The following is a 19,222-nucleotide window of genomic DNA, read 5'->3' as shown; positions in this document are numbered from 1 at the left end:
AGACACCCTGATATTCCGAATGTCCCCAATGACAACGGTCTGGACGCCCCTTGCACACAGCGTCGAGACCAGTCTTGTAGTTTGCTTGTGCAGAATATCTTGGATTTGCCTATTCAACCTGGCCAACTGCTTCCGTTTGGAACGAAGCAACTGCCGATGTCGCCGAGAACCACGCTTTTTCCTATCGATCAGTCTCGATAACTTGGCCTTCAGCTTGTTCTGGTAGCGGCGCTTGGAACGAAGCAGCCTGCCATTGGCGATGTCGGTATTCTCCCCATCGTGGGCAACGGCCAGGTGAACCTCGCCCAGATCCACACCAGCGACACCGCCCTCTTCCTTCTCTCCTTTGGGCGGCGCATCAACTATCTTGTAGCAAGCCCGCAACTCATACTGCTTGCCGTCCCAGCCGATTTCTACCCAGACAGGCGTATCCCAAGCCCAAGGGATCACCAACGGCTCTTTACCCCTCCCGTTCGACAACCGCAACTTTCCATCTACAACCTTGATGGCTGAGGACTTCCACTGGATTTTGTAATAGTACCGTCGGCGTCGAGGTGGACGAGCATTGGGATCAGTTTTGCGGCGTTCTCGCCACGACTTCAGAGAGGCAAAGAAGCTTTGCACTACCGCGTCTGCGCTATGGGCATGCAGCCGGTTTTCAGGATCACTGGGAAACCAACGCATGAGGGTGGCAGGCTTCAACCACAGCCCTTTCTTGCAAACGACCCGCCAAAAACTGACGAGTGTCTTGGAGTACAGCTTGCCTGCGGCTCTGCTCAAAAGTTGCAGTTGGTCTGAAACTCCCAGCTTGAGCTTGCGGACAAAGTACATGCAAAGTTGTCCTTCTGCTATCTAGAGAGCATCATACAAAAAGCCGCCCTCAACGGCAGGGCTTCAAACCCAGTTCTCTTGGTCAAATGCGCGTACGAATGCACTGGCGAATGCGGAGATTGGACTGGTCCAGGTTGGCAAACCCACTTAGAAGCGTGCCCCGACCGTCTAAAAGCAGCAGGGCGGCCTGGCGGCGAAAATCGATCCCGGGTAGCACTTCGGCGGCGATCTCCTGCAGCTTCTGGATGGCTGCCCCCTCGAAATCAACCGAGACATGGACAAACGGAGAAGCCAAGCGGGGATCTGTCGGCACGCTCTCGCGGATGGCCTGCAGAACCAGGTCTCGCACCAGCTGCAGCCCTCTGCCATCGATCAACACAACCTGGCGCAGCCGAGGGTTGTGCCCAAACTCCAGGGCCAAACTTGTGGAGAGGGCCTCTGCTTGGGAGCGGGTTTGGCGGTTGGTTAAGATCAGCGCCTGCAGGCCGTGGTAGCTGCCTAGGTCAAGGGGATCCCCGGAAATGCTTTCCAGCCTGAGGTCAAGGGATACGTTGGGGCTGCCGTTGCTGGGGCAGTTGCCAGCTTGAGCTGGAGCCAACGGGCCCAAGAAGAGGAGAGCAAAGGTAGCAACCCCACAAGCGACAAGTCTTTTTGGAAAAGCAAGCAGGCAGCCGCAGCCAAGCAAAACTCGTTTCATAGCAGCAAGTTCTGGGGTGGGCTGGCCAAATCTTAACCAATCTTCATCTTTGGCCCTGGCGCTCCTGGTTGGGCTTCCCACCCCCCTTGGGTTGCCAGCCTGGGCCCATAATGGAAAGCAGTCTCTCGGGGGCGGCAATAAATATGGCTTCTAGCTCCTTGTTGGATGGCCTCAATCCCTCCCAACGCCAAGCGGCGCAGCACTTTTGTGGCCCTTTGCTGGTGGTGGCGGGGGCAGGTTCCGGCAAGACACGCACCCTCACCCACCGCATTGCCTACCTCATCCGCCACTATCGGGTAAATCCAGAGGAGATTTTGGCCGTTACCTTCACCAACAAGGCCGCTCGCGAAATGAAGGAGCGCATCGAGCAGCTTTTTGCCGAGCAGGAGGCGCAGGAACAATTTGGGATCCCTTTGGCGCAACTGGAGCCTGCTCAGGCCACCCGGCTGAAATCCAGTGTTTACCACCGTTGGATTAAACCCCTTTGGATCGGCACGTTTCACAGCCTATTTGCCCAGATTCTGCGCCTGGAGATTGAAAAATATCGGGATCTCAAGGGACGCAGGTGGACTCGCCACTTCTCAATCTTTGACGAGTCTGACGCCCAATCTTTGATTAAAGAAATTGTCATCAAGCAGCTTAACTTGGATGAGCGCCAGTTTGATCCCAAGTTGGTGCGCTATGCCATCAGCAAGGCCAAAAATCAGGGCTGGACCCCTGCGGATCTGGAACGCCACCAGCCCAATTTCCGCGGCCGCGTCCTAGCTCAGGTTTACGAGCTCTACGAAGATCAACTGGCGGCCAATAATGCCCTCGACTTCGACAACTTAATTTGGATCCCGGTGCAGCTTTTCCGCCAAAACGAGCAGGTTTTGGCCTACTGGCACCAGCGCTTTCGGCACATCTTGGTGGACGAATACCAAGATACCAACCGCACCCAGTACGAACTCATCCGGCTGCTAGTTACCAATGGGGAGAGCTGCCGCTCCAAGTGGGACTGGACCAATCGCTCCATCTTTGTGGTGGGTGATGCGGATCAAAGTATCTATCGCTTTCGCGGGGCAGATTTTACCATTTTGCTCGAGTTTCAAGAGACCTTTGGCGATGGCCTTCCAGACGACGAAACCCACACCATGGTGAAGCTGGAGGAAAACTATCGCTCTACAGCTACTATTTTGGAGGCAGCCAACGTCTTGATCGAGAAAAACACGGAGCGCATCGATAAAATTCTCCGGCCAACTCGCCCTCCAGGCCATCCTATCGTTTGCTACCAGGCGGAGGACGAGATGGCAGAGGCTGAGTTTGTGGTCAACACCATTCGCAAGTTACACAGCCAAAATCCCAACTCTTCCTGGGGAGATTTTGCCATCCTCTACCGCACCAACGTCCAATCTCGCCCTTTTGAGGAGGTTTTGCTGCGGTGGGGGATCCCCTACACAGTGGTGGGCGGGCTGCGATTTTACGAGCGCAAGGAAATTAAAGATGTGCTGGCCTACTTGCGGGCTGTGCTCAACCCTGCCGACTCCTTTAGTCTGCTGCGCATTATCAATGTGCCGCGGCGGGGTATTGGCAAATCCACTTTGGACAAACTAACCGAAGCAGCAACTGCCCTCAATGTGCCTTTGTGGGCCATCCTCTGCGACGAGGCTGCTGTAACCAAGCTAGTGGGGCGCTCCGCCAAGCCGGTTATCCAGTTTGCCCAGTTCATCGAACATTGGCACAAACAAGTAGCGCAGGTTTCCGCTGCTACCCTTTTGCAAGAATTGCTGCGGGATTCTGGGTATCTAGCAGATCTCAAGGCCCAGGGCACGCCAGAGGCTGAGGAGAGAATTGCCAACGTGATGGAGCTCTACAACGCCGCTTGTCAATTTGAGGAAGAAGAGGAGGATCCCAGCCTCGAGGCTTTCTTGAGCGCTGTCTCTTTGGCTGCGGATTTGGACAATCTGGAGGAAGGGGCCGAGAAAGTTGCCTTGATGACGTTGCACACTTCCAAAGGACTGGAGTTCCCCGTGGTCTTTTTGGTGGGGTTGGAACAGGGTCTGTTTCCCAATTTCCGCACCCTGGAGGATCCGGCTGCTTTGGAAGAAGAACGGCGCCTTTGCTACGTAGGCATTACCCGCGCCCGCGAGCAATTGTTTCTCTGCTACGCCAGCAAAAGACGCCTCTACGGCAACTGCGAGCCTGCCATCCCCTCTCTATTTTTGAGTGAGCTGCCGCACAACCTGATCCAGTGGCAGAGAGGCGGCCTGCTGCAACCTCGCAGGGTAGCTCAACCCAGAGAGGCGGCTACTGGCTGGGAGGGATCCCAGCGCTGGGCGGTGGGAGACCGTTTGCAACACCCCAAATTTGGCCAGGGGCAAATTACTCACATCTTTGGCAGCGGCGACCAGGTTACCTTAGCTGTGAGGTTTCCCGCGGTGGGCCAAAAAATTTTGGATCCCCGTATTGCACCCATCCAAAAGCTCAGCTAGCGCTCTGGTCCAAAACGACTTTGGCAGCTTAACTGGGCAGGTCGTCTTTGCATCTGACCTGGGGGCATTGGCCGATGCAGGACTTGGGATCTGGCAAATAACTTCATAGACTAGAGCAAAGGGCTCATCGCCATGGTTTTGCTGCAACCAAAGCCGCCCCTGTGATCCCGGTTCGCCTGACCTTACGCAACTTTCTCTGCTACTCTCAGGCGGTTTTGGATCTGCGCGGGATCCACACCGCTTGCATTTGTGGTCCCAACGGGGCGGGCAAATCGGCTTTGCTTGATGCCCTTACCTGGGGCCTCTGGGGCCAGAGCCGGGCCAGCAACGACAGCGATCTCATCCGCAAAGGAGCTAGCGAAACCTGGGTGGAGGTGATCTACCGCTCGCGCGGACAGACCTACCGCGTCCTGCGCAGCCGCCACCTCTCGGGGGAGGGATCCCTGGAGTGGCAAATCCAGATTGGAGAAAGCGAGGGCCAAGCCCGTTGGCGCAGCCTTACCCGCCGGGGCCTGCGCGCCACTCAAGAGGCAATTGAAAGTCAGCTTGGCCTTGACTACGACACCTTTCTCCACTCCGCCTACCTGCGCCAGGGACAGGCCGATGCCTTTACCCTAAAGCGCCCCGGCGAGCGCAAGCAGGTCTTGGCGGACATGCTCAAGCTGGGCCAGTACGACTTGCTGGCCGAGCGCTGCCGCGAACAGGCCCGCAGCGCCAAGCTCAGAGCCGACCTGCTCCAAGAGCGCCTGCGCAAGCTGGAGCAACACCCCACCGACCTCGAGCAAATCCAAACGCAACTGGAGCAGCTTCAGCAACGGCAAACCCATCTGCAACAGCTCTTGGTGCAGCAGCAGCAGGAGTTGCAGGCTCTAGAGCGCGCCTACGAACATCGCCGCACCCTCCAGGAGCGGTACCAGCAGCTTGCCCACCATGTGCACAAGCTCAGCGCCAACCTGCACCACACCGAGCAGCAGTGGCGAGCGCAGCGGCAGCAGCTTTTGCAGTTGGAAGAGCTGGTTGCCAAAAGCGAAGAGATCCAGGCCGGCTACGAACGCTATCAAGCCCTGATGGCGCAGGATCGCCATCTCCACCATCTCTTCCAGCAGCAACAACAGCTGGTGCAGGAACGCCAAAAGCTGCAGGCCCAACAGGCCGAGCAACAGCGGCAATACCTGCAGAGGATGCAACAGCTGCAACAGGAATTGGCTGCCTGCCAGGTCCAGGCTCAGGCCGATGCCCAACTCCTGGCCGAACAGGAGCGCATTGAAAACGCCCTGTACCACTACCGGCAGGCCTATGAGCGGCTGCAGAGCTTGAACGAGGCTCAGGCTCAAGCGGCCACCCTCCTAGAGCAACAACGGCACTGGCAGGAGGAGATCCGCCGCGAGCGGGAACGCCTGCAAGCCCGCCTCCAGTTCCTCAAGCAGCATCTGCAAAGCCAGGAGAGCCTGGCCCAACAGCAGCAGCAACTGGCCGAGAAAATTGCCGCCGGAGCAGCGGCCCTGGCCGAGCTGGAACGGCAGCGCCTCTACCAGCAGCAGGTGCTGGAAAAAATCCAAGAGCGCCGCCTCTTTGTGCAGAAGCTGCAGGAGCGGCAGCGGGTTCTCCAGCAGCAGTGGCAACAGGAGGAGGAGCACTGCCGCCTGCTAGAGGATCCCTGGGAAACTTTCCCCCTCCAGAAGGATCCGAATTGCCCAGGCGCTGACCCTCCTGAACCCGGAGAGCCCTACTCTGTCCCTGCTTTGGCGGGAGTGAAGGCCGTGGCAGACAAAGCCACCCCCGAAGCAGCCTTCTCGGAGCAGCCTGCTGCGCCCGCACCGCCCGCCCCAGGGCTGGCCACGCCAGGATCCCAGCTCTGGGTTTGCCCCCTCTGCGCTCGCCCCCTCAGCCCCCCTTTGAGGGCGGTGGTGCTGCAAAAACACCGCCAGCGCCAAGAGGAGATTGCCGGCGAGCTCTTTGTCATTCGCGAGCAACTGGCGGTGGCCGACCGGGAGATCGGGCTGTTGCAAGAAGAAGCTCAGCGTCTTGGCCAGGAATTGGCCACCTGGGACGAGCGGCTGCACCTCCAGGGGCGCCTGCAACAGCAGTGGGAGGCCGAGCAGGAGCGTCGTCGGCAGCTGGAGGCCTGGCGACTAGAAGCGGCAGAACTGGAGCAGCTCCTCAGCCAAGAAGCCTACGCCCAAGAGGCACGGCAGCAGCTTGCCCAGATCCAGCAGTCCCTGCAGCAGCTGGGCTACGACGAGCGGGAACACGCCCTGCAACGAGCAGAGCTGGAGCGCTGGCGCTGGGCCCTGGGCCGCTCCCAGGAACTGCGCAAAGCCCAAGAGCGCCGCCCTCGCCTGGACGAGCAAATCGCCTCCCTGCAAGCGCAGCTGGAAGCCCTGCGGCAGACAGCCTCCTCTGCTGCTCTGGCGGAACGGCTGGCCCAGATCGAGCAGGCGCTGGACCACCTTGGCTATGACGGATCCCTGCACCAGCAAGTAAAAGCAGAGCTGGCCCAGGCGCAACTGTGGCCGGCCCGCCTGCAAGCCCTCCAGATGGCCTGCCAGGAGCTGCCAGAAGCAAGAGCCCGCAGCCAGGTCTTGGCCCAACGCCTACAGGAAAGCCGCCAGCAGCTTGCCCAGGCCACCCAAGAGCTGGAAGCACTACAGCGACAGCTGGCGGAGCAGCCCGAGGTCTCACCTACTCACCTGGAAGGGATCCGCCAAGCCCTGCAGGAGCACCGGCAAGAGCTAGATCAGGTGCTCTCTCAGCTTGGAGCGGCCCAACAGCGGTTGCAGCAAGCCCTTGAGCGACAAGCGGAGCAAGCCGAGCTGGAGCAGCAACTGCAGCAAGCCCGCCGCCAGCAGCAGGTGTACCAAGAGCTGGCCAACGCCTACGGCCGCAACGGCATTCCTGCCCTGATCATCGAAAACGTCCTGCCGGAGCTAGAAGCCCAGGCCAACCAGATCCTGGGCCGCCTCACCCAGCACCGCCTGCAACTCCGCTTTGTAACCCAGCGCTCGGGGCGACGTTCGGACAAGCTAATCGAAACCCTCGACATCCTCATCGCTGATCCCCGCGGCACCCGCCCCTACGAGACTTATTCCGGGGGAGAAGCCTTCCGCATCAACTTCGCCATTCGCCTAGCGTTGTCTCGCCTGCTCACCCAGCGCGCCGGCTCTGACCTGCAAACCTTGATCATCGACGAGGGGTTTGGATCCCAGGACGCCACCGGGCGGGCCCAGCTACTGGCGGCCATCAACGCCATTGCCTCCGAGTTTGCCTGCATCCTGGTCATTACCCACATCCCGAGCCTGCAAGATGCCTTTCCCTGCCGCATTGAGGTGCAGCCTTCTCCCCAGGGATCCCGCCTCTCCATTCGCAGCTAGTCGGCTGAGGATCCGCCAGCCTGCCTCTGCAGCCAGGGGCAGCTAAGGCTCTCCTGCTTGGGCTTTTGCGCAGGGGTCGGCAGCCCCCCTGTCGCTTTCAATCCTCGTCAGGGGATCCAGAGTAGAGATCTTCCAGGCGGCTGCGGGCTTCCTCCAGGCTGGTTGCGCGAATAACCAACAAAGGCTCTTCCGTCAGGTTGCCGTCCGCATCCAAGAGCTCCGGGTGGGGCGCCTGTCGGCGAGCGCGACGCGGTGAGGCCTTGGGCTCTTCTTTGCTTAGAGTTACTACGTTAACCACTAGGTTGCGCAGCGCCACAAAGGCAATGGCGACAAAAGCCATGAGGTAGAGGATCTGCAGCATCACGAGTCAGAGGAGTCAGAAGAGGGGTGAAGTTGGCGAAAGCGGCGGCCCAGCTCGGCGCACTCCATCAGCAGGCGATGCCATTTTGCCATCAGGGCCGGGTCAATGCCAACTTCATTGTCCGATAACCGATAGAGAGCTTCCGCTGCTTGTAACTCCGCTTGGGCAGCCAAGACCCGCTCCAGGAGGGACTGCTGCACTTCTGGGCTGATGAAGTCCAGGGTTTCTTCTTGCAAAAAGCGACGGCAGCGCTCAAACCAGTAGTGGTAGTCTTCTAGCAGCGGCCCCAGAATCTGCCGCAACAGCTTGGCTTTGCTCATGTCTGGGATCTCTTTGGATGAGAAGAATCTTAGCCGAACTTAACGTTCTCCCGCCAGGGATCCCTGGCTGGCCTCTAGCTGGGCTTCCATCTCCAGCATGAGGGCTTCGATCTGAGGCAGCAATTCCTGGGCTTGCTCTTGCCAGTAGCCCCGCTGGTGGGCCTCCAGCAGCCGCTCGCTCATATCCCGCAAGGCCCAGGGGTTGTGGCTTCGCAAAAACTGCTGCACCTGGGGATCCAATAGGTAGGCGCGGGCCACCCCGGCGTACATGAAGTCTGGCACGGCGTGGGTGGTGACATCGTAGGCAAAGAGATAGTCCAGTGTGGCGGCCATCTCAAAGGCGCCCTTGTAGCCGTGGCGCATCACGCCGGCAATCCACTTGGGGTTGACGACGCGGGCGCGATAGACGCGGTCGATCTCTTCAGCCAGAGTGCGGATCTTGGGGTTGTGGGGACGGGCGTGATCCCCGAAGTAGATCTGGGGGTTGCGGCCCTGGAGCGTTCGCACCGCTGCCACCATGCCCCCCTGAAACTGGTAGTAGTCGTCCGAGTCGAGGAGATCGTGCTCGCGGTTGTCTTGGTTGTGCAGGACAACTTGCAGACGGGCCAGTTGCCGCCGCAGCGCTTCGGGGGCTGGCTCTCCCTCCCCCTCGGCCCAGTAGGCGTAGCCGCTCCAGTTGAGGTAGGCGCGGGCCAGATCCGCTTCCGTTTCCCAGTTTTGCGCCTCGATCAGCCCCTGCAGACCGGCCCCGTAGGCCCCCGGCTTGGAGCCGAAGATGCGCAGCCGCGCTCGCTTGGCCGCTTCTGAGGGAGGGATCCCTTGCTCCTGCCAGTATTGGGTATCGGCTAGCACCTGAGCCCGCAGGGGGTTGTCGCTTTCCGGCTCCTCCAGAGCGGCCACGGCCTGCACGGCCCGGTCGAAGAGGGCAATCAGGTTGGGAAAGGCATCCCGAAAAAACCCAGAAATGCGCAGAGTTACATCCACGCGGGGACGTCCCAAGACCGCTACAGGCAGGATCTCGATATCCACCACCCGTCCCCCATCCCAGCGGGGCTTGACCCCCAAAAGCGCCAGCGCCTCGGCCCAGTCCTCGCCACCGGTTCTCAGGGTGGAAGTTCCCCACACGGATAGGCCCAGATGGCGGGGATATTCCCCCTGCTCTTGCACGTAGCGCTCCACCAGCCGCTCGGCAGCCAGCGAGCCAACCTGCCAGGCTGTCGGGGTGGGAATGGCGCGGATGTCCACCGAGTAGAAGTTGCGCCCAGTGGGCAACACCTCCACCCGGCCCCGCGTGGGAGCGCCGGAAGGGCCGCTGGGCACATAGCCGCCATTGAGACCGCGTAGGAGATTTTCCAGCTCCTGGGGAGTTTGCTGCAGGCGAGGGAGCAAGTCCCTCTCTATCCACTGCAGCACCTGGCTGGCTGCCGGCCCCGGCGGCGGATCGTAGGGGATCCCCTGCAGCCGTTGGGCAATCCAGCGGCGGGCCTGGGCCTCTAGGGCGGCTACCCCATCTCCGATGCGGCGGAAGTTCTCGCCCATGGAGCTAATTCCTCAAGTAAACGGCTGCTCCCAGGCCAACCAGCATTTCTTCGGGGGTAATTTTGCCATCTTGGTTGGTGTCGAGGGCATCGAAGACGCGATCTGCCCCCATCCACTCCTCGCGGGTGATGAAGCCATCCCCATCCAGATCGTAGAGGCGGAAGACATCCTGGGCGGCGTGGGTAATCGTCTCCTTGGCGCCCTCCAGCTTCTGCAGCCGCTCGGCGAGCAGTTTTTCCAGCACCTCCAGCGCCTTGGAGAAGCCCTGGATCCCTTCCTCCAGCTTTTCCGAGGCCATGCGGTTTTCCCGGTGCATCTGATCGAAGGTGGCTCGGTCCATCACCAGGCGGGGAATGTCCATTTTCTTGGCTTTTTCCGGATCCAGCTTGCGCTCCAGGTGGCCTTCGGTGTTTTGCAGCTCCGCTAGCAGAGGTGGCGAGATGGTGAGCAGGTCGCAGCCGGCCAGCTCGAGGATTTCCCCGATGTTGCGGAAGCTGGCGCCCATCACCTCTGTTGGGTAGTCGTATTTGCGCAGATAGTTGTAGATCTGGGTTACCGACTGCACGCCCGGGTCTTCGGCGGGCGGGTAGCTCTCCCGGCCGGTGTGTTTCTTGTACCAGTCGAGGATGCGACCCACGAAAGGCGAGATGAGGGTTACCCCCGCCTCGGCACAGGCAATGGCCTGGTGCAGGCCAAACATCAGGGTAAGGTTGCAGTGGATCCCTTCTTTTTCCAGGATCTCGGCAGCCCGGATCCCTTCCCAGGTGGCGGCAATTTTAATCAACACCCGCTCGGGATCCGCCCCTGCTGCCTTGTAGAGCTCGATGAGATGGCGGGCCTTGGCAACCGTAGCTGCCGTGTCGTAGGAGAGGCGGGCATCTACCTCGGTGGAGACGCGGCCAGGAATAATGGACAAAATGCGCACGCCAAAGGCCACCGCCAGTTGGTCGACGGCGTGGGCCACCACAGTTTTGAGGTCGGCTTTGGATCCCAGGTCTTGGCGAGCCTTGAGCAAAGTTTCATCGACAATGCCCTGGTACTGGGGCATTTGGGCGGCCGCTGTGATTAAAGAGGGATTGGTGGTGGCATCCCGCGGCTTAAAGGTCTCGATGGCATTGATATCCCCCGTGTCGGCCACCACGACGGTGATCTCTCGCAACTGCTCCAGCAGGCTCCTGCTCATACTCCCCTCCTTGGGCCTCGCGCTCCGCGGCACTTTGGCAACCTAGTCCCAGTGTCACCTATCTCAGTAGGGGATCCCGCTAGCCGTGAGATTGTCTTAATTCTCTTCCGCTCCCCCTCACGGGTCTTGCCGAGAAGGCTAAAATTCCATTAAGGCTTTTTCCCCTTTCTGCCCCTTTTTTTGCAGGTGTACGTCTTGCCTTGCTGTAAGGAGGGATCGTCGTGGCTACGGAGACCCTGGTTAAGCCTTCTGTAACCCCAAAGCACATGCCCATGTACCGGGTGTTGCTGCACAACGACGATGTCAACACCATGGAGTACGTGGTGCAGGTGTTGCTGAAGGTGATCCCATCCCTGCTGCCGCAGCAAGCCACCGAAATCATGCTGGAAGCCCACAACAACGGCGTTGCCGTGGTTATCGTGGTGCCGCGGGAACCTGCGGAGTTTTATTGTGAGCAGTTGCGCCAGCACGGCCTCACCAGCTCGATTGAGCCGGAACGCTAGTTAGGAGCAGCGTGGGTGGGCCTGCTGATTGCGAAACTCAAGGTTTTTCCCTTTCCGCTGCGCCTGTTGCTGTTTTTGGGAATCCCCCTCTTGGCCTGGCTGCCGTGGGTCGGGCTAGGGGGGGTTCTCTTTGGGCAAGACTACCTTTGGTTGCCGCTGTATGCCCTGCTACTCCTTTGGCTGTGGCAGTGGGGATCCGGGTTTGCCGCCTATGGCTTGGACAGTAGTTGGACTTGTCGGGCTGGGATCCTCTGGGGCTTGGGGATCGGTGCCGGGGGGCTTTTCCTGCTGTTTGGCCTGGAGGGGGCCCTGGGCTGGCTGAGCTGGAAGCCAGTGGAAGGGGGATCCCTGCTCGGCTATGGCTTGCTCGGGCTGGGGGTGGGCCTGGCAGTGGCGCTGGTGGAAGAGCTGGTGTTCCGCGGCTGGCTAGTGCAGGAAATGGCGTTGGACTACGGCTGGACAAGGGCGCTATGGGGATCCAGCTTTCTCTTTGCTTTGGCCCATTTCTTGAAGCCGCCAGCGGAGGTTCTTGCCACCTGGCCCCAGTTTCCAGGGCTGTGGCTGATGGGCCTGCTGCTGGCTCAGGCAAAAGTGTGGAACCAAAACAAACTAGGCCTCAGCCTGGGGCTGCACGCCGGCTGGGTGTGGGGCGTTACCTGGGTCAACAACTTAGCCTGGATCGAATACACCGGGAGGGCGCCAGCGTGGCTCACCGGGATCGGCAACAACCCTCTGGCTGGGCTGATGGGCCTGCTCTTTCTAGGCGGCACCTTCCTGGTTCTCAAGGGGTTGGCTGCCGGCAGAAGCTGAGCAACCTTCCCCCGCCCAAGGGCCGTTCTCATAGTAGGCGGCTACCCTCTCCTGGTCAGGCTGAGTCAGCAAGCTCACCCCCACCAGCACCGCTGTGCCGATGACCACCGCCGGGATCACCGGCAGCCAGCCCCCTGTCCAAGCTTTGGGCAACAGGCCCGAAAGCCACCCCAAGGTGAGGCTGCTGGAGACCAAAGCCCCGGCCACGGCTCCAGGGCGAGTCGCCCGCTTCCAGTACAGGCCGGCCATCAGGATGGGAAAGAGCATGGCATAGCCCTGAAAGCTCCAGGTGGCAATCTGGGCAATGAGCCCTGGCGGCCTGACGGCAATGGCAAAGGAAACTAGCCCAATCCCCAACACCACCCCGCGGCCCAACAGCTCCTCCTGGTGAGGGGAAAGCGGGCGCTTGAGAAAAGTAACCACCAGATCCCGCGTAACCAGGGAGCTGGCTGTAAGCAGTTGCGAGTCCGCCGTGGACATCAAAGCTGCTAGCGCTGCTGTAATCACCACCGCCGCCACGCCGCTGGGCAGGGTCTGCAACATCAGCGGCATGACCTGATCCGGCTGCTGCAGTTCAGGAAAAGCCAGCCGGCCCCAGACGCCAATGAGGGCTGCCGGGAAAAACACCAGCAGAATAAGGAGCGGCCAGACCACCATCAGGGTTTGGAAGGGACGGGCACTTTTGGCCATGTAGAAGCGCTGGAAAAACTGGGGAAAAAGGGGCGTGGCCATGAAAAACAGCAGTTGGTTGCCAAGCAGCGTCTGCCAGCTCCAGCGCCCCTGCGGGCCGGGCAAGCTCAGCCAGGGATCCAACTGGCTGCCAGCCTCCTGGCCCCACCTCAAAGCCACTGCCACAAGAGCCACCCCCATCCCCAAAACCAAGATGATCCCCTGCACCACGTCCGTCCAGACCACCGCCTGGGATCCGCCAAAGAGGACATAGGCCAAGATCACCAAGGCCACTACCACCGCCAGAGGCCAATAGGGGATCCCCTCCCCCAAGACTGCAGCCAGCGTGCGCGCCCCACCGATAATCTGGATGCTGATGTAGGGAGCAGTAAACGTCAGGGCGCTCAGGCAATAGAGGAGAGCCAGGAGAGGGCTATTGAAGCGGTGGCCAAAAAACTCGGAAGGGGTAATAAAGCCGAAGTGGCGCGCTGCCAGCCACACCCGGTAGCCCACCCAGAAAAACAGCCCCGAGATCAGTGCGGTGGTGACCCCTACCCCTAGAAAGATCCCCAGGCCGTGGGTGTAGGCATCCGCTGGCACCCCAAGGAAAGTAAAGGCGCTCAGCAGCGTCGCCAGGGTGGTCAAGGTCAAGGCCAGGGATCCCAGCCCTCGCCCCGCCAGGAAATAGCTGACCGGATCCTGGCCGCTGTGGCGGTAGCTCCACACCCCAATGGCCGCCAATAGCAGCAAGTACACGCCAACTACACTCAAACTCAAAACGGTTTCACTCATCTCCAGCTCTGGGCCAGCAAACGCGCACGATGTAGAGATTTAGAGGCACCAACAGCAGCATGGCAAGTCCTGCCACCCAATACCAGGCCGGGATCCCCCAAAGCTGCGGCTGGGCAGAGCGGGATCCAACCCAGGTCAACAGCCACAGCAGGGGGTAAGCCCCCCACACCCAAGCCTGGCGCACCTGTCCAAACCGCAGTGGCCTGGCTTCCTGAGGGCCACCCGCGGAATCTAACCCTGACATTTGTCCATCTCCTGATTTTTTGCCGATTATGTAAGATACAGCCACTGGTGCAGACAATTGTCCTTCTCCAGTTCTCCTTCACCTCTTGCCCTCAAGAGGGAGCCTTGGCCAAGCCGCGGAGAAAGGGAGCGGCCCTATTGGCTCGCTTGGGCGCGGGTTAGAGGGATCGGCCCCCACCGCCTCAAGCGGCTGGCGGAGTTTTTTGGCTCCTTGGAACAGGCCTGGCAGGCGGACGCCCTGGCCCTACAGCAGGTGGAGGGCATTGGCCCCACCCTGGCAGAGGCGATTGTTTCCGCCCGTCCCGCCCTCGACCCTGGGGAGATCCTGGAGCAAACTCAAAAGCCGGGGATCCCCTTCCTAACCCCTGCGGATCCCGGCTATCCGCCGCTGCTGTGGGAGCTGCCGGATCCGCCGCCTATTCTCTACGTCCTGGGAGAATGTCCTGACTGGCAGCAGCCGGCCATTGCCGTTGTCGGCACCCGCGCCCCCACCGCCTACGGTCGGCAGTGGACCCAGAAAGTCAGCGCCGCCCTGGCGCAAGCCGGCTGTGTGGTGGTGTCGGGATTGGCCACGGGGATCGACGGCATCGCCCACCAGGCCTGTCTGGAGGCAGGGGGCAAGACGGTGGCTGTGCTGGGAACGGGGGTGGATCAGGTTTACCCCGCCCATCATCGCCCCCTCTACCAACGCATCCTGGAGCAAGGGGTCGTCCTCAGCGAGTATCCCCCCGGCACGCCGCCGGCCAAGGAGCACTTTCCCCAGCGCAACCGCATCATTGCCGGCCTCTGCCGCGCCACCTTGGTGATGGAGGCCCCAGAGCGTTCAGGAGCGCTGATTACTGCTCAGCTCGCCAACCACTACGGTCGGGAAGTGTACGCCCTGCCAGGGAATATCGACACGGCGGCAGCCCGTGGCTGTCTGCAGCTCATCCGCAATGGGGCAGGCATGATCCTGGGGATCGAGGACCTGCTCAAAGAGCTGGGCTTGGTTCCGGGATCCTCGCTCCCAGAACAGCCTGCGTCCCCTGGCCCCAGCGATCCCCAGCAGCAACTCCTCTGGCAGATCCTGGGCAACGAGGTCCTCAGCCTCGACGCCCTAGCCCAAGCCACCCAGATGGACATGGCCACCCTTTCCAGCACCCTGCTCCTCATGGAACTGGAGGGGTGGCTGGTGCAACTGCCGGGGATGCGCTACCGGCGGGCTCGCTGAGGTTGGATCCCTGCACCGCTTCCCCGATGGGAGCACGGCAAGTGGGATCCTCGTGGCGAGGGTTGTTCACATAGGTGCTGACGGGGTAGGCGGCCATGGCCTCTGGCGGGTAGGGGCGGAGTAGGGGCAACAGCCGCTTGGGATCCTGCACCTGGGGATCCAGCCAGAGGTCGTAGTCGCTTTCTAGCAAAATGGCCGGCATCCGCTCGTGGAAAAGCCCCATCAGCCGATTGGCCGGCGTGTTGAGGATGGCGCAAGTTTCTATCTCCACCCCTTGTGGGCTGCGCCAGCGCTCCCAAATGCCGGCAAAGGCAAACACCGGCCGATCCACCAGGTAAAACCAGTAGGGTTGTCGCTTGGCCGTGCCCTGGTCGGCCCACTCGTAGAAGCCATCTGCCGGGATCAGGCAGCGGCGGCGGCGGAAAGCCTCGCGGAAAGAGGGCTTCTCAGCCACCGTCTCAGAACGGGCATTGATCCAGCTAGCCTGGGGAGCTCGGCTCCAGCTGGGGATCAGGCCCCAGCGGAACTGGGTTGCCTTCCGTCCCAGCTCCGTTGAGGCCACCACTGCCAGCACCGGCTGAGAAGGGGCGATGTTGTAGCGGGGCTGGAGCGCCGGCCATGACCCCATCTTGATTTGAAAATGCTGCTGCAGCAGTTCGGGGGCCGCCGCCAGGCTGAACCGTCCGCACATCCGGGATCCTCAGACCTTGGTGGAAATGCCTAGCAATTGTAGGATCCCGCGCAGAGGGATCTCCACGTACTCGGGGCGGTGGTTGAGCTCATAGCCCAGCTCGTCAATGACTTTCTCCAGCAGATAGGCATCCAACAACACTTCCAGCTCCTGCGGGCTGCGGGGCAGAAAAGCCCCTTGGGAAGCCACCTGCAGATATTCGGCCAAGAAAGCAGCACAGACCCAGCGGTACCAAAACTGGGCCCAGCGCCCCATGTCAGGGCACTTGTCTCCGCAGACCAGGCCGCTTTCCAGTTGCTGGCGCAAGGCAATGTGAACAGCGTAGTGGAAAGAGCGCAGCATCGCCACCACATCCCGCAGGGGGCAGCGTTTGAGGCGGCGCTCCCCCAGGGACCGGCGCGGATCGCCCTCAAAGTCAATGATGAAAAAGTCCTTGCCGGTAAACAGCACCTGGCCCAGGTGGTAATCCCCGTGGCAGCGAGTGCGCAAAGCCGTGATCTTCCGCTCCAGGATCAGGCGGAAGCGGCTCATGATCTCCCCTTCTTGGTCGTAAACCGTCCGGGCTAGCTTGGCCTCCAGCTCTGGCAGGTTGGGGATCTGCTTGGCTAAGACGGGAAACACCTGGCCCACCAAGTTGCGCAGAGATTGGTAGATGGAGCGCTGGTAGAGACTGGAGAAAGGCTCCGGCGCAAAGTCTTTGTTCTCGGTGTCAGCGGCCAGGGCAAGGTGGAGTTCGGCGGTGCGCTTGGCTAAGATCCGCACCGACTCCAGGTAGCTGCCAATGGTGGCATAGGCCAGCTCCGGCAGGGGAAGCTGCGCAAGCTCTAGGAAAGAGCCCTGAGGCACCGGCACCGCTTCCACCGTTGCATGGTGGACAAGCACGGTTTCGAAGAACTGTTCCAAAGTGTCTAGGGTGTAGTGCCAGGCATCTCCCTCGTTGGGGATGTACTCCTGCAAAATGGCCAAGGTAATCTCAGAGCCTCGCGTCCCGCGGCGACGACGATACTCCAGGGATCCCAACAGCCGCGGCACCCGCACCTGGGGATGGTGCTCTAGCAGGTAGCGGCCAACCTCCAGCTCCGGGTTTACCCCCTCAGCCACCCGGCGGTAGAGCTTGAGGAGGTACTGGTTGCCGTAGACCACCGAGGTGTGGCTCTGCTCCGCCTTGAGGAGGCGAGGCTCCAGGCTGGGGTCGTACTCAAGCGTGGCAAAGCTAGTGGCCCAAAGCTCTCCCCGACCGTGGCGCAGGCGGCTCTGCTGCACAATCATCTGCAGCAGACCCAACAAGAAGGTCTTATCAGCCAGAGCGTCGAAAATCACTTCCGTTGGCTCTCCGGCCACTTGCACAGGGAGGATGACTGCCTGGGGCGCCTCTACGCGCAGGTGTACGGCTGCTTCTTGAGTGGCATAGCCCACGGGTAAAGAGTAGAGCTCTGTGTCTCCCTCGAGGAACTCGGCCTGGAGCAGCAAGATCTGGCTTCGCAGCAAGGGATCCCCTTCTCGACGGCAAGGGATGGCCTGCAAAATATGGATCGACTGGAGCTGGCGGTTTTTGGAGCTGAACCACTGACAGCGGTAGAGGTAGTCTCCCAAGACGGCCTCCACCTGCTTCTGGTTTTCCCCTTGAAAGAGGCTCTCCCAACTGCCATTTTGAACAACCAGCGTGGCCGGGCGAGCCTGCTCCTCTGGCCTGCTAGGGCTGAGGTGAATTTGCTTCGTTTTGGTCTCGAGGGAGAACCAGTAAAAAGAGTGGGGGCCCAGCGTTAGGAAATAGGGCAGTCGCCCAATGGGGGGAAACTCGGTGCGCCCAAAGATCTCCACTGGGATCAACCCCTCCCAGGGGGACAGATCCAGCCCCACCCACTGGGCGTAGCGCGAGAGATTGGCCACCACCAGGATGCGCTCGTCGCCATAGGCCCGCACAAAGGCCAGCACCTTGCGGTTTTCCGGGTGCAGCACCTCAAAAGAGCCGCGGCCAAAGGCCTGGAAGCGCTTGCGCACGGCAATCATCCGCTTCATCGTCCACCAGAGGGAATGGGGGTTATTCCGCTGCGCTTCCACGTTGACGGCTTCGTAGTGGTACTCGGCGTCGATGATGACGGGCAGGTAGAGCTTCTGGGGGTTGGCCCGCGAAAAGCCAGCGTTGCGGTCAGCGCTCCACTGCATGGGGGTGCGCACGCTGTTGCGATCCCCTAAGTAGATGTTGTCCCCCATGCCAATCTCGTCGCCGTAGTAGATCACCGGCGTCCCCGGCAGGGAAAACAGGAGGCTGCTCATCAGCTCAATGCGGCGGCGGCTGTTGCCCAAGAGAGGAGCCAAGCGGCGGCGGATGCCCAGGTTGATCCGCGCCTTGGGATCCTTGGCGTAGACCTGGTACATGTAGTCCCGCTCCTCGTCAGTGACCATCTCCAGGGTGAGCTCGTCGTGGTTGCGCAGGAAAATGGCCCACTGGCAGGTTTCGGGAATGGGAGGGGTTTGTTGCAGGATGTCAACGATGGGGAAGCGATCCTCCATCTGGAGGGCCATAAAGAGCCGTGGCATGAGGGGGAAGTGGAACTCCATGTGGCACTCGTCCCCATCGCCGAAGTAGGCTACGGCATCTTCCGGCCACTGGTTGGCCTCAGCCAGCAGCATGCGGTCGGGGTACCTTTGGTCGATGTGTCGGCGCAGAGCCTTGAGAAAGGCATGGGTTTCCGGCAGACTCTCGCAGGAGGTGCCTTCCCGCTCGTAGAGATAGGGCACGGCGTCCAGCCGCATGCCATCTACCCCCATGCTCAGCCAGAAGTCCACCACCTCGAACATGGCTTTTTGCACGGCGGGGTTGTCGTAGTTGAGATCGGGCTGGTGGGAGTAGAAGCGGTGCCAGTAGTAGGCTTTGGCCACCGGATCCCAGGTCCAGTTGGAGGTTTCAAAGTCCTGAAAGATGATGCGGGCCTCTTTGTACTTTTCGGGGGTATCGCTCCAAACGTAGAAGTCGCGCTCGGGAGTGCCGGGAGCAGCTCGTCGGGCCCGCTGAAACCAGGGGTGCTGATCCGAGGTGTGGTTGAGGATAAGCTCGATGATGACGCGAATCCCCCGTTGATGGGCAGCATCCAGAAAGATCTTGAAGTCTTCTAGAGTGCCCAACTCGGGGTTAACGTTGGTAAAGTCGGAAACGTCGTAGCCGTCATCCTTTAGAGGAGAAGGAAAAAACGGCAGCAGCCAGACGGCTGTAATCCCCAGTTCTTGCAAATAGTCCAGCTTTTCGGTCAAGCCCTGGAAGTCGCCCACGCCATCGCCGTCACTGTCAAAAAAGGCGCGCACCGGTAGCTCGTAGATGATCGCGTCTTTGTACCAGAGGGGGTTGGAGGTTAAGGGAGAGACGATGCTGCGCAGAAGAGCTTGGCTCATCATATCGGCAACCAAGACTTAGATACCTCGGCAACCCTAACTGTTGAAGAGGGATCCCCTCAATGGGCTGCAGCCTTCTTTATGGTGCCCGGGATCCCAGCAGTCGATGCTAGTAGGCTAGCAGGTTCATTGGTTCGGGCA

14 protein-coding genes and 1 pseudogene are annotated in these 19,222 nt (G+C 60.7%); 5 read left to right on the top strand and 10 right to left on the bottom strand.

All coding sequences use genetic code 11. From position 1 onward, the window contains the following. Both NW807_RS05670 and NW807_RS05665 read right to left on the bottom strand, forming a co-directional pair. Nucleotides 1–831, bottom strand: an 831-nt coding sequence (locus NW807_RS05670) for a transposase (protein ID WP_414425515.1), incomplete at its 3' end; no start/stop codon positions are given. A gap of 82 nt (nucleotides 832–913) precedes the next feature. Continuing rightward, nucleotides 914–1,429 (bottom strand): hypothetical protein, encoded by a 516-nt coding sequence (locus NW807_RS05665; RefSeq protein WP_414406069.1) that lies wholly within the window; start codon nucleotides 1,427–1,429, stop codon nucleotides 914–916. A 242-nt stretch (nucleotides 1,430–1,671) separates the two neighbouring features. Between NW807_RS05665 and pcrA the strand changes: the two genes are divergently transcribed. Both pcrA and NW807_RS05655 read left to right on the top strand, forming a co-directional pair. Continuing rightward, entirely contained in the window at nucleotides 1,672–3,999 is a 2,328-nt protein-coding gene (gene pcrA / locus NW807_RS05660) for a DNA helicase PcrA (protein WP_414425514.1), read from the top strand. A gap of 161 nt (nucleotides 4,000–4,160) precedes the next feature. Next, nucleotides 4,161–7,370 (top strand): AAA family ATPase, encoded by a 3,210-nt coding sequence (locus tag NW807_RS05655; protein ID WP_414425513.1) that lies wholly within the window; start codon nucleotides 4,161–4,163, stop codon nucleotides 7,368–7,370. Nucleotides 7,371–7,467: 97 nt separating this feature from the next. Here the strand turns inward: NW807_RS05655 and NW807_RS05650 are convergent, their stop codons facing one another. The 4 genes and pseudogenes from NW807_RS05650 to NW807_RS05635 form a co-directional block, all read right to left on the bottom strand. Next, entirely contained in the window at nucleotides 7,468–7,731 is a 264-nt protein-coding gene (locus NW807_RS05650; protein WP_414425516.1) for a DUF2973 domain-containing protein, read from the bottom strand. Continuing rightward, on the bottom strand, nucleotides 7,731–8,051 hold the full coding sequence (locus tag NW807_RS05645; RefSeq protein WP_414406072.1) for a DUF2605 domain-containing protein: 321 nt from the start codon (nucleotides 8,049–8,051) through the stop codon (nucleotides 7,731–7,733). The genes NW807_RS05650 and NW807_RS05645 overlap by 1 nt, the downstream gene beginning before the upstream one ends. A gap of 39 nt (nucleotides 8,052–8,090) precedes the next feature. Further along, a pseudogene (locus tag NW807_RS05640) lies at nucleotides 8,091–9,575 on the bottom strand (cobaltochelatase subunit CobN); the annotation flags it as partial. A gap of 19 nt (nucleotides 9,576–9,594) precedes the next feature. Then, nucleotides 9,595–10,773, bottom strand: coding sequence for a transaldolase (locus NW807_RS05635; RefSeq protein ID WP_414396418.1), 1,179 nt, complete (start codon nucleotides 10,771–10,773; stop codon nucleotides 9,595–9,597). A gap of 221 nt (nucleotides 10,774–10,994) precedes the next feature. Here NW807_RS05635 and clpS point away from each other — a divergent pair, with 221 nt between their 5' ends. Both clpS and NW807_RS05625 read left to right on the top strand, forming a co-directional pair. Next, entirely contained in the window at nucleotides 10,995–11,276 is a 282-nt protein-coding gene (gene clpS / locus NW807_RS05630) for an ATP-dependent Clp protease adapter ClpS (RefSeq protein WP_414396415.1), read from the top strand. A gap of 15 nt (nucleotides 11,277–11,291) precedes the next feature. Beyond that, a complete protein-coding gene (locus tag NW807_RS05625) occupies nucleotides 11,292–12,086 on the top strand; it encodes a lysostaphin resistance A-like protein (RefSeq protein ID WP_414412065.1) in 795 nt (264 codons plus the stop codon). Here NW807_RS05625 and NW807_RS05620 read toward each other — a convergent pair. Together NW807_RS05620 and NW807_RS05615 are read right to left on the bottom strand one after the other, a co-directional pair. Beyond that, nucleotides 12,036–13,547, bottom strand: a complete 1,512-nt coding sequence (locus NW807_RS05620) for a sodium:solute symporter family protein (RefSeq protein WP_414425512.1) — start codon at nucleotides 13,545–13,547, stop codon at nucleotides 12,036–12,038. The two genes, NW807_RS05625 and NW807_RS05620, sit on opposite strands and share 51 nt — an antisense overlap. Next, a complete protein-coding gene (locus tag NW807_RS05615; protein ID WP_414406075.1) occupies nucleotides 13,540–13,791 on the bottom strand; it encodes a hypothetical protein in 252 nt (83 codons plus the stop codon). Before NW807_RS05615 ends, NW807_RS05620 begins: the two co-directional genes overlap by 8 nt. Nucleotides 13,792–13,848: 57 nt before the next feature. Here NW807_RS05615 and dprA point away from each other — a divergent pair, with 57 nt between their 5' ends. Continuing rightward, a complete protein-coding gene (dprA, locus tag NW807_RS05610; protein ID WP_414425511.1) occupies nucleotides 13,849–15,000 on the top strand; it encodes a DNA-processing protein DprA in 1,152 nt (383 codons plus the stop codon). Here dprA and NW807_RS05605 read toward each other — a convergent pair. Together NW807_RS05605 and treS are read right to left on the bottom strand one after the other, a co-directional pair. Next, entirely contained in the window at nucleotides 14,939–15,691 is a 753-nt protein-coding gene (locus NW807_RS05605) for an SOS response-associated peptidase (protein WP_414425510.1), read from the bottom strand. The genes dprA and NW807_RS05605 overlap by 62 nt on opposite strands. A 9-nt stretch (nucleotides 15,692–15,700) precedes the next feature. Beyond that, complete coding sequence (treS, locus tag NW807_RS05600) at nucleotides 15,701–19,081, bottom strand: maltose alpha-D-glucosyltransferase (protein WP_414425509.1); 3,381 nt, start codon at nucleotides 19,079–19,081, stop codon at nucleotides 15,701–15,703. Nucleotides 19,082–19,222 lie beyond the last annotated feature (141 nt).

Source organism: Synechococcus sp. R70.1 (assembly GCF_047461675.1).
In the GTDB taxonomy this organism is placed as follows: Bacteria; Cyanobacteriota; Cyanobacteriia; order Thermostichales; family Thermostichaceae; genus Thermostichus.
The sequence above is the reverse complement of the archived record's forward strand: the minus strand, read 5'-3'. Positions and strand labels throughout refer to the sequence as shown.